Below are 20,812 nucleotides of genomic sequence, written 5' to 3'. Positions count from 1 at the left end.
CTTACGGCTTACAGCTCCCCGCGCCGCCGGGTCACTCCTCCTCGTCACGCTCCGTGCCCGGCAGACGCAGGAAGGTGGTGCGGTAGTGGGCCAGCTCGTCGATCGACTCGCGGATATCGTCCAGCGCCAGGTGCACGTTGCGCTTGCTGAAGCCCGCCAGGGCGCCCGGGTTCCAGCGACTGGCCAGTTCCTTCAGCGTCGAGACGTCGAGGTTGCGGTAGTGGAAGAACGCCAGCAGCTCGGGCATCTCGCGCTCCATGAAGCGGCGATCCTGGTGCACGCTGTTGCCGCACATCGGCGAGGTGCCGGGCTCGACGTGCTCGCGCAGGAACTCGAGGGTGCGGCGTTCCGCCTCGGCGGTGTCGACCCGGCTGGCTTTCACCCGCTCGACCAGGCCCGACTCGCCGTGGGTCTTCTGGTTCCAGTCGTCCATGGCATCGAGCAGACTGTCGGGCTGGTGCACGGCGATCACCGGCCCCTCGGCCACCAGGTTGAGGTCATTGTCGGTCACCAGGGTGGCGATCTCGATGATCCGCTCGCGATTCGGGTCGAGTCCGGTCATCTCCAGGTCGATCCACACCAGGCGCTGCGTGCGCGGGTCACGCTTTTCACTCGTTTCGGGCATGCGGGTTTCCTTGCTGGGCGGTGCGGCGGCATGGCTGGCGACAGCGGGCACCTCGGGTGAGTACAATACCGCCATTGTACCGAGCTTCGGGCCCCCATGAGCAAACGCAAGTTGAGCCGCCAGCAGCGCTGGCGCATCGAGAAGATCCAGGCCGAGCGCGCGCGGCGAGCCGAGCAGCTCGATTCCCGTGACGCCGGCAGGCTCGCCGCCGGGGAATACGGCCCCGAGCAACCGGGCCGAGTGATCGCCCACTTCGGCCGCACCCTGGACGTCGCCCCCGAGGGCGACGGCGCTGCCGCGCGCTGCCACCTGCGGGCCAACCTCGAGGGGCTGGTCACCGGTGACCGCGTGATCTGGCGTGCCGCTAGCGACGGCAGCGGCGTGGTGGTGGCGAGAGCCGAACGCGACAACGTGCTCGAACGCCCCGACGCCCGCGGCCAGCTCAAGCCGGTAGCGGCCAACATCGACCAGATCCTGATCGTCTTCGCCGTGGAGCCGGCACCCCACGCCAACCTGATCGACCGCTACCTGGTGGCCGCCGAGGCCACCGGCATCGCCCCGGTACTGGTGCTCAACAAGATCGACCTGCTGCCGAGAGACGGCGGCGAGCTGCGTGAGCTACTCGGCCGCTACGAGGCGCTGGGCTACCCGGTGGTGACCACCACCACGGCACGCGCGGATGGGCTCACGGCCCTGCTGGCCCGCCTGGACGGCCGCACTTCGGTCTTCGTCGGCCAGAGTGGCGTGGGCAAGTCCTCGTTGATCGGCCGCCTGCTGCCCGACGAGGAACTCCGCATCGGGGCCCTGTCGAAGGATTCGCGCAAGGGCACCCATACCACCACCACGGCGCGCCTCTACCGACTGCCCGCCGCCGCCGGTGGCGAGCTGATCGACTCGCCGGGGATCCGTGAGTTCGGCCTGGTCCACCTGGACGAGCAGCAGGTCGCCGAGGGATTCATCGAGTTCCGTGACCACCTGGGCCACTGCCGTTTCCGTGATTGCCGCCACCGCCACGAGCCGGGCTGCGCCCTGCTGACGGCCGTGGAACGCGGCGAGATTCATCCCGAACGCTTTGCCAGCTTTCGACGCATCGTCGACACTCTCGACGAGAGCTGAGACAAGAACGTCAATGTCGACGAGCCCCGATTCGGGCCTGAAGGTAGGAGAGAGTGCCATGAGTTCAGAAGACAACCTGTTGCCGCTGATCGTCGAGCCCGAGCGGCTCGCCGAGCACCTGGACGAGCCGTCGCTGCTGATCATCGACGTACCGCTCAAGGCCGAGAGCTACGGCCAGGGCCATGTCCCCGGCGCCGTCTTCCTGGATCATCGCCTGCTGCTGAGCGGCGAGGGGGAAGTGCCCTGCAAGGTGCCCTCCCCGGCGGCGCTCTCGCAGCTGTTCTCGTCGCTCGGCCTGACCCGTGACACCCATGTGGTGGCCTACGACGACGAAGGCGGTGGCTGGGCCGGTCGCCTGCTCTGGACCCTGGAACTGATCGGCCATACCCGCTACTCCTACCTCAACGGCGGCATCCACGCCTGGCGGGAAGCCGGACTGTCGGTGTCCACCGAGCCCCACGCCCCCGTGCCCAGCGAGTACGAGGCCGAGATCCTCCATCCCGAGGTGGCCATCGACCGCCTCGAACTCCAGGAGCGCCTGGGCGAGAAGGGCTTCGCCGTCTGGGACGCCCGCTCCCGGGCCGAGTACGACGGCGAGAAGGGCGACAACCGGCACCTCGGCCATATCCCCGGGGCGGTCAACATGGAGTGGACCGACGCCATGGATCGTGAGCGCGCCCTGCGTATCCGTGACTACGCCGAGCTGATCACCGAGCTCGAGGCCCTGGGCCTGACCCCGGACATGGAGGTGGTCACCCACTGCCAGAGCCACCACCGCAGCGGCTTCACCTGGCTGGTGGGACGGGCACTCGGCTTCGAGAAGATCCGCGGCTACGCCGGCTCCTGGAAGGAGTGGGGCAATCGCGACGATACGCCGATCGAAAAATAGGATGGAATCCCTCTAGTGCCGCTTTCCCGACTCTTCGCCCTGATCCAGTACCCCATTCCACACCACCTGCTGTCACGGCTGGTGGGCCAATTCGCCGACTGCCGTCAGCCCTGGCTGAAGAACGCCCTGATCCGCGCCTTCATCAAGCAGTTCAAGGTCGACATGCGCGAGGCCGCCGAGCCCGACCCGACCGCCTACGTCAGCTTCAACGACTTCTTCACCCGGGCACTGAAGGCGGATGCCCGGCCCCTCGGTGAGGGCGTGCTCAGCCCCGCCGACGGCACCCTCTCGCAGTTCGGCACCATCGAGGCCGGCCAGCTGCTGCAGGCCAAGGGGCATCGCTTCTCGGCGATGGAGCTCTTCGGCGGCGACGGCGAGGCGGCCAGGCGCTACCTGGGCGGCAGCTTCGCCACCGTCTACCTCTCCCCAAAGGATTACCATCGGGTACACATGCCGCTGACCGGCACCCTGACCGACATGGTCTACGTGCCGGGCCGGCTGTTCTCGGTCAATGCCGCCACCACCGAGCACGTGCCCAACCTGTTCGCCCGCAACGAGCGCCTGGTGTGTCACTTCGACACCGAATACGGGCCCATGGCGGTGGTGCTGGTGGGGGCGATGATCGTCGCCGCCATCGAGACGGTGTGGGCCGGCCAGATCACGCCGCTCTCGGGTCAGATCCGGCGCATCCGCTTCGATACCCCGGTACGGCTCGAGAAGGGCGCGGAGATGGGCCGCTTCAAGCTCGGCTCCACCGTGGTGATGGCCTTCGCCGAGCCGGCGACCTTCGCGGACGACCTCGACCCCGGCGCCAAGGTGAGCATGGGCCAGTCGCTGGGGGCACTGCCCGGCAGCGACGCCTAGCAGCGCGGGGTAGCGAAGGCCAGCACCTCCGCCACGCTCGCCCTGCCCAGGGTCAGCTGGATCAGCCGGTCGATGCCCAGCGCCACGCCACTACCGGCCGGCATGCCGTGTGCCAGCGCCGCCAGCAGATGCTCGTCGACGTCCACCTCGGGCAGGCCCAGCCGGCGGCGTTCGGCGTTGTCCCCGGCGAAGCGGGCGCGCTGTTCGGCGGCATCGGTGAGCTCGTCGTAGCCGTTGGCGAGCTCCAGCCCCGCCAGGTAGACCTCGAAACGCGACGCCACCCACTCGCCGTCCTCGGGGTCGCGATGGCGCCGCGCCAGGGCCGCCTGGCTGGCCGGATAGTCGACCACCACGTCCAGCCCGTCCCGCCCCAGCGTCGGCTCGATGGCGAGGCTCATCAGCAGATCCAGGCACGTCTCCCGCGGACTCCCGTCCATCGCCAGCTGGCCATGCTCGCCGGCCAGCCGCTGCAGCTCGGCGAGCGGAGTCGCGAACGGGTCGAGGTTCAACGTCTCGCGGAACAGTTCGCGGTAGCGACGCCGGCGCAGCGGGCCGGGGTCGCGCCCGAGTACCGTGCGAACCAGCGCCGCCGTCTCCTCGATCAGCTCGTCGAGGGAAAAGCCCGGGCGGTACCATTCCAGCAGGGTGAACTCGAGATTGTGGCGCCGCCCCACCTCGCCGTCGCGAAAACTGCGCGCCAGCTGGAAGATCGGCCCGCTGCCCGCGGCAAGCAGCCGCTTCATGTGAAATTCCGGCGAGGTCTGCAGCCAGAGCCGCTGGCGACCGGCCGGCGTGGTGGCCGCGACGGACAGCGACGCCAGGTGCAGGTCGGTGCTGCCACCGTGGCCCAGCACCGGGGTCTCCACCTCGAGCACGCCGCGTTGGGCGAAGAAGGCCCGCACCTCGGCCAGCAGCCGGGCGCGCTCGCGCAGGGTCTCGATACTCGCCGTGGGACGCCAGTCGGTTGCCATGACACTTTCTCCGGAACGATGAAGGCCACGCTGGATTAGCGTGGCCTACGTGGTAGCCGTGGCAGAGTGTGGCTGATCCGGCGCTTGCCCACACAGTAACTTAATCGCCCTCTCCGAGCGATGCTCAGACCAGGCGAATCCTGGCTAAGGCGGCGGAGTTTAGCAGCGCTAAATGAGCAAGCCGTGCCAGGATTCAACGCCGTATGAGCGAGCGCAGGAAGGGCCGCACCTCAAGCGCGGGAGACGTACTCGCCGGAGCGTGTATCGACCTTCAACACCTCGCCCTGGTTGATGAACAGCGGCACGCGCACCACGGCGCCGGAGGAGAGGGTCGCCGGCTTGGAGCCGCCCTGGGCGGTGTCGCCTTTGAGGCCCGGGTCGGTCTCGACCACTTCCAGCTCGATGAAGTTGGGCGGGCTGACGGCGATGGCGTTGTCGTTCCACAGGGTCACGGTGTAGGGCACCTGCTCCTTGAGCCACTTCTCGGTATCGCCCAGGGCCTTCTTCTCCACCGCGTACTGTTCGAAGGAGCCATCGGTCTTCATGAAGTACCACATGTCGCCGTCGTTGTAGAGGTACTCCATCTCCAGGTCCATCACGTCGGCACCTTCGAGGGACTCGCCGGACTTGAAGGTGCGCTCCCAGACGCGCCCGGTGATCAGGTTGCGCAGCTTCACGCGGTTGAAGGCCTGCCCCTTGCCCGGCTTGACGAATTCGTTCTCGACGATGGTGCAGGGGTCGCCGTCGAGCATCACCTTCAGACCGCCCTTGAATTCATTGGTAGAATAGTTCGCCATGATCTCTCACCCATGTTCGAGCGCGCCACCGGCGTTGGCCGACGGCGCGCCCAAGCAAACGAAGTTCGACGAGGGCTCGTCCCTCGCCCGCATTGACTGGTGTGCCGCATGATAACCCGAAGCCCCGCCCTTGTGCAGCGTCCCGACCGGGAGGTGACGCCCCTGACCATCGCCGCGCCCTGGCAGACCCAACTGGCCCGGGCGGTCCGCGACCCGCGCGAGCTGTGCCGGCGCCTCGGGCTGGACGACACCTGGCTGCCCGGCGCCGAGGCCGGGCATCGCCTCTTCGAGGTGCGGGTGCCGGAGGCCTATCTCGCCCGCATCCGCCCCGGCGACCCCACCGATCCGCTGCTGCGCCAGGTGCTGCCGCTGGGCGAGGAGGCCGACACCCGGCCGGGCTATGTGGCCGACCCCCTGGCCGAGGCCGAGCACACCCCGGCGCGCGGCCTGATCCACAAGTACGCCGGCCGGGTGCTGCTGATCGCCAGCCCCGCCTGCGCGGTGAACTGCCGCTACTGCTTCCGCCGCCACTTCCCCTACGAGGAGAACTCGCCCTCCCGGGCCCAGTGGGACGAGACCCTGGAGACGCTGCGCGCCGACCCGAGCATCCGCGAGGCGATCCTCTCCGGCGGCGACCCGCTGGCCGCCAGCGACCGCCGGCTCGCCTGGCTGGTGGCGCGCCTCGAGGCCATTCCCCACCTGAAGCGGCTGCGGATTCACACCCGCCTGCCGGTGGTGATCCCCGACCGCATCGACGACGCTCTGCTCGGCTGGCTCTCCGCCACCCGGCTGCAGACGGTGGTGGTGCTGCATGTCAACCACGCCAACGAGATCGACGAGGCGGTGATCGCGGCCTGTACGCGCCTGAAGGCGGCCGGCGTCACGCTGCTCAACCAGAGCGTGCTGCTGCGCGGCGTCAACGACTCGGTGGACGCCCTGGCCGCGCTCTCCGAGCGCCTCTTCGAGGCCGGGGTACTGCCCTACTACCTGCATGTGCTCGACCCGGTGGCCGGTGCCGCCCATTTCGACGTCCCCGACTTAGATGCCCGCGCGCTGGTCGCGGTCCTCAGAAAGGTGCTGCCGGGCTTCTTGATGCCACGACTGGTGCGAGAGATCCCCGGCGAGGCGAGCAAGACGCCGCTGTGAAAACAACGGCTACTCGAACGCTCGAATCCTCTTGCCGTGCTCGATAAGCTTGGCATTAACCACTCCACCACCAACGCCAGACCGCTGCGCTAGCCATTCCTAGTGCGATGGCGAGAAGTGGGCTCCGCCAGGCGATCGCCACCCCTCCCGCCGCCACGGCCGCCAATCGTGTTCCGCCGTCACCGTGTACGATCATCGGCGCGATCACCGCGATCAGCACCGAGCTCGACATGGCATCGACGAAGCGCCGCACTCTGGTGCCCAGCGGCACATGCGACATGATCAGCAGACCGACCACCCGGGAGCCATAGGCGATCACCACCATCAGGCCGATAGCTACCAGCGACTGCCAAACCACTGGCAAACTCATGAGGTGGTCGACCCGAACCAGCGCCCCGGCAACAGCACTGCCACCGCACCACCGGTCAGCGCACCGACCATCACATGCAGATAAGGCGGCAGCCACCAGTACGCCATCAGTGCACTGACCGCCGCCGCCAACCAGGGTAGGACCATTACCGCACGAGGGCTGCCTCCCACCACGATCATCAGCAGAAAACAGAGCATGATCACATCGAGACCGAAGCGTTCCGGCTCGGTGATCTCCCCCCCGAACGCTAACCCTACGGCGGTCCCCACCACCCAGGCACTCCACAGCGCGATGCCGCCACCCAGCAGAATGCCGAGATTACGCTCACCACGATGATACTCCCCCAGCGCCATCGCCCAGCTGGAGTCGGTCAGCAGCACCACCATGGCAAACTGCTGGCGCCGGGGCAGTGCCTCGAGCCATGGATAAAGTGCCGCACTCATCAGCATATGGCGGGTATGGATGGCGAGGGTGATCGCCGCCAGTGCCAACAATGGCAAAGGCGAACGCCACAGTTCCAGCGCCGCGAACTGCGATGGTGCGGCGAACACGAACAGGCTCATCATCATCGCCTCCCAGTCGGCAAGCCCTCGATGCACGGCGGCCACACCAAATGCCAACCCGAAAGCCACCGTGAAGGCAGCCAACGGCATCATCAGGCGAATACCCCGCCAGGTGCCGGCCATATCCAGCCGTGTATTATTATCCTTTAATATCATTACGTTAAATCTCTCCATGCAGCGCACCAACAAAAAAACAAACAGTCTTGCTTGTTTTTTTGTTGGACAGAGTCTAGATTGAATCCAGCGCGTTCGCCATCCTGCGACGTGCCATCCAGATGACATTACACAACACAATAGCAACAAGCTGCCGACCGTCACGGCCTGGAGAACTACATGACCTTTACTCGCAACGCGCTGACACTGGCTGTCGCTGCGCTGGCGCTGCCCATCTTCGCTACCTCGGCACAGGCCTCGACCTCGTTCATTGCCAACTCGTTCTACGATCAACAGCATCCCCACTCCCGGTACGGCTATATCGAGTGGGCCGAGACGGTCAAGGAACTCTCCAACGGCGAACTGCAACCCGAGGTCTACACCGGCACCGTCCTGCTGGCACCCCGTGCCAACCTGCAGGGGATCCAGGACAACATCGTCCAGGTCGCTCACCACGCGGCCGTTTACACACCCTCGGAGATGCCGGTGGCCAACGCCGTGCAGGAGCTGGGCTTCAACTTCGACGACCCGCTGATCGGCATCCTCGCGGTGACCGATTTCAGCCTCAACAACCCCATCCAGCTCGCCGAATGGGAGGAGCTGGACATCGTCTATCTCGGTGCCTACAACACCCCGTCCTATGTGCTGTTCTGCCGCGAGCCGGTCCGTACCCTCGACGAACTGCGCGGCAAGCGCATCCGTACCGCCGGCTCGACCGTCTCAGCGTGGGTCGAGGAAGCCGGGGGCACGCCGGTCAACGTGCCCTCCAGCGAGATGTACAGCGGCCTTGACCGCGGCTCGCTGGACTGCGCCTCCAATGCCGCCAACGACCTCATCGACCGCTCACTGTGGGAGGTCGCCGAGCACACCACCCTGCTGCCCACCGGCATGTACTGGTCGGGCCCGCAATGGGGCTTCAACTCCGAATTCTGGGCCGGTCTCAGCGACGAGCACCGCGACGTCTTCAAGGAAGCCACCGCCAAGGCCATGACGCGCATGATCGTCCAGTACCTGGGCACCGCCGATGCCGCACTGGAAGAGGCCATCTCCCACGGCAACAACGTCTATGAGCCCGGAGACGACCTGATGGCTTCGGTGGAAGCCTTCCGCGAGCGGACACTAGAAAGTGTCTACGACACCGCTCGCGACCAGTACGGCGTCGAGGAGCCCCAAGCGCTGATCGACGACTTCCTGGCCACCTATGAAAAGTGGGAAACCCTGGTCGGTGGCGTCGATCGCGAAGACGAAGAGGCCCTGGCCGAACTGGCGATGCGCGAGATCTTCGATAAGCTGCCGGCAGACTACGGTATCTACTGATACCGGTTCGATCCGGGCCGCCTCTGCGAGGCGGCCGCCGTCAAGAGAGAGCTCGTCATGACCAAACGCCAGACACAAGGGGAACGTTCACGCCAGACCCAGGCTCGGGTCATGAAAGCGACCATCGAATGCATTCTTGAAAGGGGCATTCGCGCCACCTCGACCGTAGACATAGCCCGCCAGGCCGGCGTCTCCCGGGGTGCTCTGGTGCATCACTACCCCTCCAAGGAGTCGTTGATGCGGGCCGCCCTGGAGGATCTGCTCAACCGTGAGGTCGACAGCGTCCGCGACATGGCGATGCGGGTCAAGGCGGGTGAACTCGACTTTGACACCCTGCTGCAGGCGCTGCATGAGCACTTCAAGGGCGACATGTATATGGTCACCCTGGAATACCTCACCACGGCACGTACCGATCCCGCCATCATGGAGGTGCTGGTACCACTGGCGGCGAAGTTCAATGCCTCCCTCGAGCGTATCTGGGAGCAATTGGTCACCAGTGCCGAGCACAGTTCTCACCAGAAGCGGGTGGCCCTCAATGCCACCCTGTGCATGATGCGCGGCATGGGCGCCCAGAGCATATGGCGCGAGGACCCCGAACTCTACCGAGACATGCTGCTGTTCTGGAAGCAGACGCTGCTCGAACTGGGCTTTTCCGCCTCGGACACCGTCAGGAGAGACCCCATATGATCGCGAAAGCGACCGAAACGCTGAGCGCATGGGTGGCCAGGAGCGCCCTGATGCTCTCGGCCCTGTTCCTGATGCTCATGGCGCTGCATATCTCGCTGGACGTGGTCCTGCGCTATGTGGTCGGCAAGTCATTCCCCGGCACCCTGGAAGTCGTCTCCTTCTACTACATGGTCGCCGTAGTATTCCTGCCGTTGGCCTATGTCGAACTCAAGCAGGAACACATCAGCGTCGACGTCCTGGTCGGCCGCTTCCCACCTGCGGTCCAGTTGGGGCTTTACCTGTTCGCCGGCAGTCTCGGCCTGCTCTACTTCGGGATGCTCTGCTACCAGAGCTATCTCGATGCCGTGCGCGCCACCACACGACTGGAAACCGCCATGGCCAACTTCCGCTTCTACCTTTGGCCCAGCCGCTGGGCATTACCAGTCGGCTTCGCCGCCATGTGCCTGGCCATCCTCGCCAACATGATCAAGGCGCTACGTCTCCGCCAAGCGCTGTAGGAGTCCTTACATGAGTAATCTCGAGATCGGCATGGCAGGCATTGCCATGGCCCTGGCCCTTATCGCCCTGCGCGTGCCGATCGGCGTCGCCCTGGGACTGGTGTCGATCATCGGCATCAGCGAAATGACCAGCATGCGCGTGGCCTGGGGCATGATCTCGGCGACCCCGTTCGACTTCGCCGGCACCTGGGAGCTGACTGCTGCACCGATGTTCCTGTTCATGGGTTACCTGTGCACCACCACCCACATGACCCAGGGCCTGTTCCATGCCATGCGCCTCTACCTGGCCCGGCTGCCGGGCGGACTCGCAGTGTCGAGCGTGATGGCCTCGGCGTTCTTCGCCGCGGCCTCGGGCTCCAGCGTGGCCACCTCGGCGGCCATGTCACGCATCGCCGTCCCCGAAATGCTCAAGCACAACTACGACAAGGGGCTCGCTACCGGCACCATCGCCGCCTCCGGCACCCTCGGATCGCTGATTCCGCCCAGCGTGCTGCTGGTGCTCTACGGCGTCTACGCCCAGGTCTCGGTGGGTCAGCTATTCATGGCCGGCTTCATTCCCGGGGTACTGTCGGCGCTGCTCTACATCGTCATGATCATGGTCCGCACCAAGCTCAACCCGAGCCTGGCCGGCAACACCAACGTGCGCTCCAGCTGGGACGAGAAATGGGACGCCTTCAAGAACATCTGGCCACTGCCACTGCTGATCGGTGCGGTACTCGGCGGGATCTTCCTCGGCATTTTCTCGCCCACAGAGGCTGGCGCCGTGGGAACCACCATCGCCGCCCTGATCGCCTTCGCCCGACGCACACTCACCGTCACCGCGCTACGGGAAGCGCTGATTCGCACCGCAGTGAGCACCGCGAGCATCTTCATCATCCTGATTGGCTCGCTGTTCTTCACCCGCTTTCTGGCCATGAGTGGCGTACCCGCTGCCTTCGCCGAGCTGATCCTCGGGGTCAGCACCGAGACCTGGTGGATCATTCTCGCGGTGGCGCTGATCTACCTCGTGCTGGGCATGTTCATCGACTCCATTGGCCTGCTGCTGCTGACCCTGCCGCTGATCCTGCCTTTGGTACAAGGCGCCGACCTCAACCTGGTGTGGTTTGGCATCATCGTCGTCAAGCTGCTCGAAGTTGGCCTGGTCACCCCTCCGATCGGGCTCAACGTCTATGTCATCAAGGGCTCGCTGGGCAACAGCGTCACCCTTCCCGAAGTCTTCAAGGGCGTGAGCTGGTTCATCGTCATGGACGTCGTCGCCCTGCTGCTGATCGTGCTGATCCCGGCACTCTCTCTCTACCTACCGCAACAGATGTTCTAAGACAGCCTCTACAACTTCAAGGAAACCTCATGACCACGACACGCCTGCTCAATGCCAACATCATCGACACCCGTCATGGCAAGGTGCTCGCCGACCGCCACGTTCGCATCCAGGATGGCCGTATCGTCGCCGTCAGCGAGTCACCGCTGGAGGGTAACGACGACCGAGTGATCGACCTCAAGGGCCGCTACCTGATGCCCGGCCTGGTCGACTCGCACGTCCACGTCACTGCCATTACCCCCAACTTCGCGCTGCTCGAGACGCTCTCACCGTTCTACGTCGGCGCCAAATCCAGCGAACTGCTCGAAGACATGCTGATGCGCGGCTTCACTACCGTACGCGACGCCGGTGGTGCCGACTACGGCCTGGCCAAGGCAGTGGACGAAGACAGCCTGATCGGCCCACGCATCATGTACGCCGGCAACGCCCTCTCACAGACCGGTGGCCACGCCGACATGCGCGGCCCAGGGCAGCACACCTTCGAGGGCTGCTTCTGCTGCGCCGGTCTCGGCCGCGTCTGCGACGGGGTCAGTGAGGTGCGTCGTGCTGCCCGCGACGAGATTCGCAAGGGCGCTACCCAGATCAAGATCATGGCGTCCGGAGGCGTCTCCTCGCCCACCGACCGTATCGATAGCACCCAGTTTTCTCTGGAAGAGATCGATGCCATCGTCGAAGAGGCCACCGCCGCCAACATCCACACTATGGCCCATGCCTACACCGCCCGCGCCATCAATCGATTGATCCCGCGAGGCGTCAAGACCATTGAGCATGGCAACCTGATGGACGAAGAGAGCTGCCGGCTGTTTCTCGAGCACGATGCCTACCTGACGCCGACACTTTCCACCTACGACGCCCTGGCCAAGGAAGGGGTCGAAGCCGGTATGGCAGAGCACTTGCAGCGCAAGGTCTTCGACGTGCTCGACGCTGGGGGCAAGGCCCTCGAAATGGCCCAACGCCATCGCGTCAAGATGCTCTACGGCTCCGACCTGCTGGGTCGCATGCAACGCCATCAGCTCAATGAGTTCCACCTGCGCAAGGACGTAGTACCAACCGACGAGCTGATTCGTGCCGCCACCAGCCACGCCGCCGACGCCTACGGCCACACTGGGGACTTCGGTGAAGTCACCCCCGGCGCCCGTGGCGACCTGATTGTCCTGGGCAGCAACCCCCTCGACGATATCACCGTCCTGACTCGCCCTGATGAGCAACTGCTGCTCATCATGAAAGCGGGAAAACTGTACAAGAACCTGCTGTAGGGTCGAGCAGGACGCCTCTTTAGCTGTAACCCATAAGACCCCCCATGGGCAGTGCAGACTCCATGGGGGGGGTGACTTACCGCTTATGGCGTAAAGCTCCTGGCCGGCGCAGCCGGACTCAGGCCAGGGTGGCCGCGGTCACATTGGCCGCCGGCTCGGCGGTGGAGACATGGCGGTTGATGGCGCTCATCACCGCCTTCATGGAGGCGCTGGTGATGCTCTCGTCGGTACCGACGCCGAACACCGCCTTGCCGTCGATGCGCACCTCCACGTAGGCGATCGCCTCGGCGTCGGAGCCCTGGCCGCGGGAGTGCTCGTGGTAGTCGATGATCTCCACGTCGTGGCCGGCCGCCGCCAGGGCCTTGATGAAGGCCGCCAGCGGGCCGTTCCCCTCGCCGCGTATCGCCTGGCGCTCGCCGCGGGCCTCGATGTTGGCCTCCAGCGCTACCCTGGGGCTGTCGGGCTCGGAGGAGAGCCGATGGTTGATCAGCGCGTAGGGGGAACGTCGCTCCAGGTACTCGTCGGCGAAGGCCTGGTAGATCATCTGCGAGGTGATCTCGCGCCCGGTGCGGTCGGCGACCTCCTGCACCACCTGGCTGAACTCGATCGAGAGGCGACGCGGCAGCTCGATGCCGTGCTCCTGCTCGAGCAGGTAGGAGACCCCGCCCTTGCCGGACTGGCTGTTGACCCGGATCACCGCCTCGTAGCTGCGGCCCACATCCAGCGGGTCGATGGGCAGGTAGGGCACTTCCCACATGGCGTCCGGGTTGGCGCGACGCTCGGCCATGCCCTTCTTGATGGCGTCCTGGTGGGAACCGGAGAAGGCGGTGAACACCAGGTCGCCCACATAGGGGTGACGCGGATGCACCGGCAGCTGGTTGCAGTACTCCACCTCACGCATGATCGGGGTGATATTGGAGAAGTCGAGCCCCGGGTGCACGCCCTGGGTGTAGAGGTTCATGGCGAGCGTCACGATGTCGACATTGCCGGTGCGCTCACCGTTGCCGAACAGGCAGCCCTCGACGCGGTCGGCACCGGCCATGAGTGCCAGCTCGGCGGCGGCCACCCCGGTGCCGCGGTCGTTGTGGGGGTGCAGGCTGACGATCAGGTGGTCACGGTGCTTGACGTTGCGACAGAACCACTCGATCTGGTCGGCGTAGTTGTTGGGGGTGGCGGCCTCCACGGTGGCCGGCAGGTTGACGATCATCTTCTTCTCGGCGCTGGCGCCGTAGGCCGCCATCACCGCCTCGACCACTTCCTTGGCGAAGTCCATCTCGGTGGTGGTGAACAGCTCCGGCGAGTACTGGAAGGTCCAGTTCGTCTCCGGGGCCGCCTCCATGCGGCTCCGGATCTGCGTGGTGGCATCCACCGCGATCTGGATGCACTCCTTCTTGCTCACGTTGAACACCACGCGGCGGAACACCGGGTCGGTGGCGTTGTAGACGTGGACGATGGCGTTCTTCGCCCCCGCGAGCGCCTCGAAGGTACGATCGATCAGGTGTGGACGCGCCTGGGTCAGCACCTGGATGGTGACGTCATCGGGCACCTTGTCCTGCTCGATCAGCGCGCGCACGAAGTCGAAGTCGGTCTGGGACGCCGAGGGGAAGCCCACTTCGATCTGCTTGAAGCCGATCTTCACCAGCAGGTCGAAGAAACGCTGCTTGCGCTCCTGGTCCATGGGGTCGATCAGCGCCTGGTTGCCGTCGCGCAGGTCGACGCCGCACCAGATGGGCGGTGTCTCGATGCGACGATTGGGCCACTGGCGGTCGGGCAGATCGACGGCGACGAAGGGGCGATACTTGGTGGCGGGGTTGTCGAGCATCATGGTGGCATTCTCCCTGGGCTGGCAACGCTGGTGTGCGAAAGACGGGCGGCATTCAGAAACGACAACGCCCCGGATGCATGGAGCATACCGGGGCGCTTGGGCACGCAGCAAAGCGCTGCACGCGACCGACGACGGGCGTGCGAGAACAGCGGCTACGGCGGACAACGATTCGGATGGAAGACATTTCGACACCTCGGCAGACCTGGACTGAAAGATGCGATGCGCAACGCATCGCCCGGCACGTTCAAAGGCCGGTTAGTAGTCGTAGGTCCAGGCTGAGGTGACGAAATCGAGTGTTCATGACGTCTAGAAAATCAGCATGCGACGCCCTTGTCAAGCCGGACCGCCATTTCATGCCTTCATGCCCCCTTACTCGCGGCACAGCGCCACCAGTGAAGGAGGGCCTGCGGTACCGCGTCCTCGGCCACCGTCAGCGTCCACACCACCGTGCCGCCGTCCTCCTCCACGCTCAGGTGCAGCAGGCGCCGATCGGTGCCCGCCATGGCGGCATCGGGGGGGCACGCCTGCGCCACGGTCGCCAGCAGCCGCTGCAGCTCGCTGCGCTGCGCCTCGCTGCACCGCGCACAGTGAATGCACCGCGGACGCGCCAGCCCGGGGAAGTGTGCCACGCCGCCTTCGCGGCGGAGCCGGAGCACGCTGGTCGGGGTCAGGGTCGGCGGGTCCGCGGGTCGTGTCATGGCAGGACTCCGACAGCCCGCCAGGCCTCGCGTATCGCCTCCGCCTCCCGGCTAGCGGCTCCGAAGCGACGACCGGCGTTGGCCCGCGTCAGCTCGGCGAAGGCGGCGAAGTCGCTGTCCCGCGCCAGGCGTCGGTCGACCAGGGTGTCGTACCACACCGGCCCCGCGCTTTCCCAGGCATGGCCCCCCAGCATCGTGGCGGCGAGATGGAAGGCGCGGTTGGGGATCCCCGAATTGATATGCACGCCGCCGTTGTCGTCCTCGGTCTCGACGAAGTCGTCCATGTGCCCCGGCTGGGGGTCGCGCCCCAGCACCGGATCGTCGTAGGCCGTCCCGGGTTCGGCCATGGAACGCAGGGCACGTCCGGCGACCCGGTCGGTGAACAGCCCCGCGCCGATCAGCCAGTCGGCCTGGTCGGCGCTCTGCCCTCGCTCGTGCTGCTTGGTAAGGCTGCCGAAGACATCCGACAGCGACTCGTTGAGCGCACCGGCCTGGTGGGAGTAGACCAGCGCCGCCTCATGCTGGATCACCCCATGGGTCAACTCGTGGGCGATGATGTCGAGGGCGATCGTGAAGCGGTTGAACAGCTCGCCGTCGCCGTCGCCGAACACCATCTGGCTGCCGTCCCAGAAGGCGTTCTCGTAGTCCTGGCCATAGTGCACCGTGGCCAGCAGCGCCATGCCCCGGTCATCGATGGAGTGGCGGCCGAACGCCTCCCAGAACAGGCGGTAGGTCGCCCCCAGGCCGTGATAGGCCTCGTCGACCGCCGGATCGCCACTGTCACCCTCCCCCTCGCGCCTCACCAGAGTGCCGGGCAGTTCCGGGCGCTGGTCGGCGGAATGGATATAGCGCGCCGGTTCGCCGCGTCGCGCGCTGCCCTCGGGCAGCGTCGCGCCACCGGGGCGGGCGCGGAAGTGGCGGTCGGCCACCAGGGTATGCCGTGCGCAATCACGCAGCCGGGGACTCCCCGTGCTGGCGAGGCGCTCGAGCAGATACGGTGGCAGGAAAGGCAGTGGTGCCTGGCGTCGCGCAGTGGTCATCCCTGTCCTCCTCGGGTATTCGGCCGGCCTCGGGCATCGAGGCCGGTTGACTCCCTGTCAGGTCAGTCTAGCCGCCACGTCGCTCCAGCAGCGCCTCCATCCGCGACAGCTGGTCGCGCAGCTGACGCACGTCGTCGCGCAGGCCATGCAGCTCGGCGGCCTCCCCCTGGCCGCTCTCCAGCTCGATGGCCAGGCTCTCCTTCTGCATCACGTCGAGCACGATGCCGATCATCATGTTGAGGAAGATGAAGGCGTTGAGGAAGATGAAGGTCAGGAAGAAGATCCAGGCGTAGGGGTAATGCTCCATGGTCGGATAGAGCACCGCCGTGGCCCAGCTCTCGAAGGTGGCGACCTGGAACAGCGTCAGCATGGCCAGGGAGATGTTGCCCCACAGCGCCTCGTCGACGCTGGCGAACAGGAAACTGCCGATGGCACCGTAGATGTAGAAGATGATGAACATCAGCAACGCCACGTAACCCATGCGCGGGATCGACTTGAACAGCGCCGCGATCAGCATGCGCAGCTCGGGGATCATCGACACCAGGCGCAGCACCCGGAAGATGCGCAGCAGGCGGGCCAGCAGCACCATCTCGGAGTCGTCCAGGGGGATCAGGCTGGCGGTGACGATCAGGAAGTCGAAGACGTTCCAGCCCTTCTTGAAGAAGTCGCGCAGGCGCTTCTCCGCCGCCATGCGGATCAGGATCTCCACCAGGAAGAAGATCGTCACCGCCGTGTCGAGCCATAGCAGCCACTCCTGGAAGGGGCTGACCTCCTCCTCGTAGGTCTTGGCGCCGATCAGCAGCGCCGAGAAGACGATGATGGCGATCACCGTCAGCTCGAAGGCCTTGTGGGCGCGCAGCCGCTCGAAACGCTCGCGCCAGGTCTCGAAGGTGGTGCTCACGGCCCTACTCCTCCAGGTCCACCTGGCGATAGCCGATCAGGTAGAGCACGGCGTCGAGCCCCAGGGTGGAGATCGAGTGGCGGGCCTGGGCACGTACCAGAGGCTTGGCGCGGAAGGCGATGCCGAGCCCGGCGGCGGCCAGCATCTTGAGGTCGTTGGCGCCGTCGCCCACGGCGATGGTCTGCTCCATGGCGAGCCCCTCGCGCGCGGCAATCTCGTGCAGCAGCTCCGCCTTGCGCTCGGCGTCGAGGATCGGCTCGCGCACCTCGCCGGTCACCTGGCCGTTCTCGATCACCAGCTCGTTGGCGTGGATCTCGTCGAAGCCGAGTCGTTCCTGCAGATGGCGGGCGAAGTAGGTGAAGCCGCCGGAGAGAATCGCGGTGCGGTAGCCCAAGCGCTTGAGCTGCGTCATCAGCCGTTCGACACCGTCCATCAGCGGCAGGCTCTCGGCGATCTCGGCGAGCACCGATTCGTCGAGCCCCTTGAGCTTGGCCATGCGCTCGCGAAAGCTCTGCTGGAAGTCCAGCTCGCCGCGCATGGCGCGTTCGGTGACTTCGGCGACTTCGTCGTAGACGCCGTGGCGGCGGGCTAGCTCGTCGATCACCTCGGCCTGGATCAGGGTCGAGTCCATGTCGAAGCACACCAACCGACGATGCCGGCGCCAGATGGAGTCCTCCTGGATGGCGATGTCGACGCCGTGCATGGCGCCCAGCGCCAGGGCCTTCTCGCGCAGGGCGTCGAGATCGAGCTCCTCGCCCCGCAGCCAGCACTCGACACAGGCCCCGCTGATGCTCTCGTGCTCATGGGGTACGCCACCGTCCAGCGGCTCGCGGCCCGAGAGGCGGTGGATCAGCTCCACGGTGAGGCCGTGCTCGGCGGTCAGCGCTCCCACCTCGGCGAGGATGCCCGCCGGCAGGTGCGGCGCCAGCAGGGTCAGGATCAGGCGCGGCTGGCTGGCCTGGGCACTCCAGCGCTGGTAGTCCTCGGCGCTGACCTGGACCGCCTGGACATCCAGCCCCAGGCTAGTGCCTGCGGCACTCAAGGCGCCTTCCAGGTCGCTGTCGCGATCCAGCCCCACCAGGGCCTCCAGCGACAGCATGCCGAAAGTCACGCTCTGGTTGATGTCCAGCAGCCGGGCGCCACTGCGCGCCATGGCCTGGCCCAGGCCGGCGAGCTGGCCGGGCCGCGCGGCGCCGGTGGCGCGAATCAGTACTCGTCGTGTCATTACAGCCTCATCAAGTGGAAGCGGCGGCTTTCCCGGGGACAGGCCCTCGTGGAGGCGCTGTGAACCCATCCCTGGGCGCTACCTTTTCCTTCCCTGGAAAAGGACCTCCACTCATGCCTGCCCCCGGTGCCGCCCGCATCGCCAATATCGGGTCCAGGGGTGTCCAGCTTTCCACATCAAGTCTCGGGCGCCAGGCTCTCCAATCGGTCCACCTTCTGCAGGCCGCGAGGCAGCTTGCTGCCGCGCCGGCCGCGTTCACCACGATAGTAATCCAGATCGGCCGCCTTGAGGGTCAGGTGGCGCTTGCCGGCGTGGATCACCAGCGAGCCCCCGGCGGGCAGCACCACCAGGTCGCGCACGAACTCCTCGCGCCGGGCGGCCCGGGCACCGGGGATGTCGATCATCTTGTTGCCCTTGCCCTTGGCCATCTCGGGCAACAGTTCGAGGGGGAAGACCAGCAGCCGCCCCTCGTTGGAGACCGCGGCCACGCTGGCCCCCTCGTCCTCGGGCACCGGCACCGGGGGCAGCACGTTGCAGCCCTTGGGCACGCTGAGCACCGCCTTGCCCGACTTGTTCTTGCCCACCAGCTCCTCGAGCCGGGCCACGAAGCCGTAGCCGCCGTCGGAGGCGAGCAGGAAACGAGCGGCCGGCGGCGCCAGCATCAGCCCCGCCATGTGGGCCCCGGCCACCACATTGACCCGGCTGGTGACCGGCTCGCCCTGGCCGCGGGCGCTGGGCAGGTTGTGGGCCGCCAGGGTATAGGCGCGCCCGGTATCGTCGAGCAGCACCAGCGGCTGGTTGGTCTTGCCTCGGGCGGCCAGGGCGAAGCGGTCGCCGGCCTTGTAGGAGAGCCCGGCGGGATCGATCTCGTGGCCCTTGGCACTGCGGATCCAACCCTTCTCGGAGAGCACCACGGTGACGGGATCGGCGCCGACCAGCTCGACCTCGGAGAGCGCCCGGGCTTCCTCGCGCTCGACGATCGGCGAGCGCCGCGCGTCGCCGTACTCCTTGCCGGCGGCGCGCAGCTCCTCCTCGATCAGGTCGGTGAGCCGGGCCTCGCTACCCAGCAGCGCTTCGAGGTGCTGGCGTTCGGCCTCGAGCTCGTCCTGCTCGCCGCGAATCTTCATCTCCTCGAGCTTGGCCAGGTGGCGCAGGCGCAGCTCTAGGATTGCCTCGGCCTGGCGGTCGCTGAGCCCGAAGGCCGCCATCAGCGCGGGCTTGGGCGCGTCCTCCTCGCGGATGATGCGAATCACCTCGTCGATGTTGAGGTAGGCGACGAGCAGGCCCTCGAGGATATGCAGGCGATCCTGCACCTTGCCCAGGCGATGCTCGAGGCGTCGGCGCACCGTGGTACGGCGGAAGCGCAGCCATTCGCCGAGCAGTTCGGGCAGCGCCAGCACCCGCGGCCGGCCGTCGAGACCGATCACGTTCATGTTGACGCGGATGTTCTTCTCGAGGTCGGTGGTGGCGAACAGGTGCGCCATCAGCGCCTCGATGTCGACCCGATTGGAGCGCGGCTCGATCACCAGCCGGGTCGGCTCCTCGTGGGTCGACTCGTCGCGCAGGTCGGCCACCATGGGCAGCTTCTTGGCCTGCATCTGGGCGGCGATCTGCTCGAGCACCTTGGCGCCGCTGACCTGGTAGGGCAGCGCGGTGATCACGATGCTGCCCTCCTCCATGAGGTAGCGGGCACGCAGCTTCACCGAGCCGCGACCGCTATCGTAGAGCTTGCGCAGGTCGGCCCGCGGCGTGATGATCTCGGCCTCGGTGGGGAAATCCGGCGCCGGCAGGTACTGGCCGAGATCCGCCGTGGTCGCCTCGGGGTGACGCAGCAGGTGACAGGTGGCCTCGACCACCTCGTTCACGTTATGGGGCGGGATGTCGGTGGCCATGCCCACGGCGATGCCGGTACCGCCGTTGAGCAGCACGTGGGGCAGGCGCGCCGGCAGCACCACCGGCTCGTTCATGGTGCCGTCGAAGTTGGGGGTCCAGTCCACCGTGCCCTGGCCAAGCTCGGCGAGCAGCACCTCGGCGAACTTCGACAGCCGCGCCTCGGTGTAGCGCATGGCGGCGAACGACTTGGGATCGTCGGGGCTGCCCCAGTTGCCCTGGCCGTCGACCAGCGGGTAACGATAGCTGAACGGCTGGGCCATCAGCACCATCGCCTCGTAGCAGGCGCTGTCGCCGTGGGGGTGGAACTTGCCCAGTACGTCGCCGACGGTGCGTGCCGACTTCTTGTACTTGGCGTTGGCATTCAGCGCCAGCTCGCGCATGGCATAGACGATGCGCCGCTGCACCGGCTTCATGCCGTCGCCGATATGGGGCAGCGCCCGGTCGAGGATGACGTACATCGAGTAGTCGAGGTACGCCTTCTCGGTGTATTCGCGCAGCGAGAGGCGCTCGACGTCGCCCTCCGCCACCTGGATATCCATGGTCATCGATTGACCCCTTTCATATTTTCATGACCGTTGCCGTGCACCGCAAAACCCGATTTGAAGCTGGCCCCGAGGTAGCCCCTATGGGGTCAGACCCCGGCTGGGGGGGAATCCGCTTG

The 20,812-nt window shown here is 66.3% G+C and carries 20 protein-coding genes; 9 read left to right on the top strand and 11 right to left on the bottom strand.

Translation table 11 applies throughout. The features are described from left to right. Positions 1–31 precede the first annotated feature (31 nt). Positions 32–625, bottom strand: a complete 594-nt coding sequence (gene orn / locus AC5W54_RS11580; RefSeq protein ID WP_495962246.1) for an oligoribonuclease — start codon at positions 623–625, stop codon at positions 32–34. Between the two features lie 96 nt (positions 626–721). On the opposite strand from orn, the gene rsgA reads away from it, so the two are divergent. From rsgA to asd, 3 genes are read left to right on the top strand one after another with little or no spacing between them, the layout of a single operon-like run. Further along, complete coding sequence (gene rsgA / locus AC5W54_RS11575) at positions 722–1,741, top strand: small ribosomal subunit biogenesis GTPase RsgA (protein WP_495962245.1); 1,020 nt, start codon at positions 722–724, stop codon at positions 1,739–1,741. A gap of 58 nt (positions 1,742–1,799) precedes the next feature. Next, positions 1,800–2,630 carry a sulfurtransferase gene (locus AC5W54_RS11570; protein WP_495962244.1) on the top strand — a complete coding sequence of 277 codons (831 nt, stop codon included), beginning with the start codon at positions 1,800–1,802 and terminating at the stop codon, positions 2,628–2,630. A 15-nt stretch (positions 2,631–2,645) separates the two neighbouring features. Continuing rightward, a complete protein-coding gene (gene asd / locus AC5W54_RS11565; RefSeq protein ID WP_495962243.1) occupies positions 2,646–3,494 on the top strand; it encodes an archaetidylserine decarboxylase in 849 nt (282 codons plus the stop codon). On the opposite strand, the gene epmA is transcribed toward asd, so the two are convergent. Beyond that, entirely contained in the window at positions 3,491–4,465 is a 975-nt protein-coding gene (gene epmA / locus AC5W54_RS11560) for an EF-P lysine aminoacylase EpmA (RefSeq protein ID WP_495962242.1), read from the bottom strand. The genes asd and epmA overlap by 4 nt on opposite strands. 230 nt (positions 4,466–4,695) lie before the next feature. Continuing rightward, positions 4,696–5,262 (bottom strand): elongation factor P, encoded by a 567-nt coding sequence (gene efp / locus AC5W54_RS11555; RefSeq protein ID WP_495962241.1) that lies wholly within the window; start codon positions 5,260–5,262, stop codon positions 4,696–4,698. Between the two features lie 108 nt (positions 5,263–5,370). Here efp and epmB point away from each other — a divergent pair, with 108 nt between their 5' ends. Beyond that, on the top strand, positions 5,371–6,408 hold the full coding sequence (gene epmB / locus AC5W54_RS11550) for an EF-P beta-lysylation protein EpmB (RefSeq protein ID WP_495962240.1): 1,038 nt from the start codon (positions 5,371–5,373) through the stop codon (positions 6,406–6,408). Positions 6,409–6,463: 55 nt separating this feature from the next. Here epmB and AC5W54_RS11545 read toward each other — a convergent pair whose 3' ends face one another. Both AC5W54_RS11545 and AC5W54_RS11540 read right to left on the bottom strand, forming a co-directional pair. Then, positions 6,464–6,778, bottom strand: coding sequence for an AzlD family protein (locus AC5W54_RS11545; RefSeq protein WP_495962239.1), 315 nt, complete (start codon positions 6,776–6,778; stop codon positions 6,464–6,466). Further along, complete coding sequence (locus AC5W54_RS11540; protein WP_495962238.1) at positions 6,775–7,497, bottom strand: AzlC family ABC transporter permease; 723 nt, start codon at positions 7,495–7,497, stop codon at positions 6,775–6,777. The genes AC5W54_RS11545 and AC5W54_RS11540 overlap by 4 nt, the downstream gene beginning before the upstream one ends. Positions 7,498–7,674: 177 nt before the next feature. Here AC5W54_RS11540 and AC5W54_RS11535 point away from each other — a divergent pair, with 177 nt between their 5' ends. The 5 genes from AC5W54_RS11535 to AC5W54_RS11515 are packed head-to-tail and all read left to right on the top strand — an operon-like array spanning position 7,675 to position 12,569. Next, on the top strand, positions 7,675–8,811 hold the full coding sequence (locus AC5W54_RS11535; RefSeq protein ID WP_495962237.1) for a C4-dicarboxylate TRAP transporter substrate-binding protein: 1,137 nt from the start codon (positions 7,675–7,677) through the stop codon (positions 8,809–8,811). Positions 8,812–8,868: 57 nt separating this feature from the next. Continuing rightward, entirely contained in the window at positions 8,869–9,498 is a 630-nt protein-coding gene (locus tag AC5W54_RS11530) for a TetR/AcrR family transcriptional regulator (RefSeq protein ID WP_495962236.1), read from the top strand. After that, the gene (locus AC5W54_RS11525) at positions 9,495–9,995 is read left to right on the top strand and encodes a TRAP transporter small permease (RefSeq protein ID WP_495962235.1); all 501 of its coding nucleotides are present in this window, start codon (positions 9,495–9,497) and stop codon (positions 9,993–9,995) included. Before AC5W54_RS11530 ends, AC5W54_RS11525 begins: the two co-directional genes overlap by 4 nt. A gap of 10 nt (positions 9,996–10,005) precedes the next feature. After that, on the top strand, positions 10,006–11,313 hold the full coding sequence (locus tag AC5W54_RS11520; protein WP_495962234.1) for a TRAP transporter large permease: 1,308 nt from the start codon (positions 10,006–10,008) through the stop codon (positions 11,311–11,313). Positions 11,314–11,342: 29 nt separating this feature from the next. Further along, positions 11,343–12,569 (top strand): metal-dependent hydrolase family protein, encoded by a 1,227-nt coding sequence (locus AC5W54_RS11515; RefSeq protein WP_495962233.1) that lies wholly within the window; start codon positions 11,343–11,345, stop codon positions 12,567–12,569. Positions 12,570–12,687: 118 nt separating this feature from the next. Here the strand turns inward: AC5W54_RS11515 and leuA are convergent, their stop codons facing one another. From leuA to parC, 6 genes are all read right to left on the bottom strand, one after another. Beyond that, complete coding sequence (gene leuA / locus AC5W54_RS11510; RefSeq protein ID WP_495962232.1) at positions 12,688–14,394, bottom strand: 2-isopropylmalate synthase; 1,707 nt, start codon at positions 14,392–14,394, stop codon at positions 12,688–12,690. A 359-nt stretch (positions 14,395–14,753) separates the two neighbouring features. Further along, positions 14,754–15,092 carry a protealysin inhibitor emfourin gene (locus AC5W54_RS11505; RefSeq protein WP_495962231.1) on the bottom strand — a complete coding sequence of 113 codons (339 nt, stop codon included), beginning with the start codon at positions 15,090–15,092 and terminating at the stop codon, positions 14,754–14,756. Beyond that, complete coding sequence (locus tag AC5W54_RS11500; protein WP_495962230.1) at positions 15,089–16,132, bottom strand: M4 family metallopeptidase; 1,044 nt, start codon at positions 16,130–16,132, stop codon at positions 15,089–15,091. The genes AC5W54_RS11505 and AC5W54_RS11500 overlap by 4 nt, the downstream gene beginning before the upstream one ends. Positions 16,133–16,199: 67 nt before the next feature. Then, entirely contained in the window at positions 16,200–17,033 is an 834-nt protein-coding gene (locus AC5W54_RS11495) for an ion transporter (protein WP_495962229.1), read from the bottom strand. Between the two features lie 4 nt (positions 17,034–17,037). Further along, positions 17,038–18,258 carry a phosphoserine phosphatase SerB gene (gene serB, locus AC5W54_RS11490; RefSeq protein WP_495962228.1) on the bottom strand — a complete coding sequence of 407 codons (1,221 nt, stop codon included), beginning with the start codon at positions 18,256–18,258 and terminating at the stop codon, positions 17,038–17,040. Between the two features lie 176 nt (positions 18,259–18,434). Then, positions 18,435–20,696, bottom strand: coding sequence for a DNA topoisomerase IV subunit A (parC, locus tag AC5W54_RS11485; protein ID WP_495962227.1), 2,262 nt, complete (start codon positions 20,694–20,696; stop codon positions 18,435–18,437). Positions 20,697–20,812: the final 116 nt, after the last annotated feature.

The organism is Halomonas sp. LMYGS-3, from assembly GCF_059509875.1.
This window is presented reverse-complemented; position numbering and strand designations above follow the sequence as displayed.

Excerpts from the sequence above, each read along its gene's own strand:
- orn (WP_495962246.1), bottom strand. The coding sequence starts at position 625 with ATGCCCGAAACGAGTGAAAAGCGTGACCCGCGCACGCAGCGCCTGGTG.
- rsgA (WP_495962245.1), top strand. The coding sequence starts at position 722 with ATGAGCAAACGCAAGTTGAGCCGCCAGCAGCGCTGGCGCATCGAGAAG.
- AC5W54_RS11570 (WP_495962244.1), top strand. The coding sequence starts at position 1,800 with ATGAGTTCAGAAGACAACCTGTTGCCGCTGATCGTCGAGCCCGAGCGG.
- epmA (WP_495962242.1), bottom strand. The coding sequence starts at position 4,465 with ATGGCAACCGACTGGCGTCCCACGGCGAGTATCGAGACCCTGCGCGAG.
- efp (WP_495962241.1), bottom strand. The coding sequence starts at position 5,262 with ATGGCGAACTATTCTACCAATGAATTCAAGGGCGGTCTGAAGGTGATG.
- epmB (WP_495962240.1), top strand. The coding sequence starts at position 5,371 with ATGATAACCCGAAGCCCCGCCCTTGTGCAGCGTCCCGACCGGGAGGTG.
- AC5W54_RS11545 (WP_495962239.1), bottom strand. The coding sequence starts at position 6,778 with ATGAGTTTGCCAGTGGTTTGGCAGTCGCTGGTAGCTATCGGCCTGATG.
- AC5W54_RS11540 (WP_495962238.1), bottom strand. The coding sequence starts at position 7,497 with ATGATATTAAAGGATAATAATACACGGCTGGATATGGCCGGCACCTGG.
- AC5W54_RS11535 (WP_495962237.1), top strand. The coding sequence starts at position 7,675 with ATGACCTTTACTCGCAACGCGCTGACACTGGCTGTCGCTGCGCTGGCG.
- AC5W54_RS11530 (WP_495962236.1), top strand. The coding sequence starts at position 8,869 with ATGACCAAACGCCAGACACAAGGGGAACGTTCACGCCAGACCCAGGCT.
- AC5W54_RS11525 (WP_495962235.1), top strand. The coding sequence starts at position 9,495 with ATGATCGCGAAAGCGACCGAAACGCTGAGCGCATGGGTGGCCAGGAGC.
- AC5W54_RS11520 (WP_495962234.1), top strand. The coding sequence starts at position 10,006 with ATGAGTAATCTCGAGATCGGCATGGCAGGCATTGCCATGGCCCTGGCC.
- AC5W54_RS11515 (WP_495962233.1), top strand. The coding sequence starts at position 11,343 with ATGACCACGACACGCCTGCTCAATGCCAACATCATCGACACCCGTCAT.
- leuA (WP_495962232.1), bottom strand. The coding sequence starts at position 14,394 with ATGATGCTCGACAACCCCGCCACCAAGTATCGCCCCTTCGTCGCCGTC.
- AC5W54_RS11505 (WP_495962231.1), bottom strand. The coding sequence starts at position 15,092 with ATGACACGACCCGCGGACCCGCCGACCCTGACCCCGACCAGCGTGCTC.
- AC5W54_RS11500 (WP_495962230.1), bottom strand. The coding sequence starts at position 16,132 with ATGACCACTGCGCGACGCCAGGCACCACTGCCTTTCCTGCCACCGTAT.
- serB (WP_495962228.1), bottom strand. The coding sequence starts at position 18,258 with ATGACACGACGAGTACTGATTCGCGCCACCGGCGCCGCGCGGCCCGGC.
- parC (WP_495962227.1), bottom strand. The coding sequence starts at position 20,696 with ATGACCATGGATATCCAGGTGGCGGAGGGCGACGTCGAGCGCCTCTCG.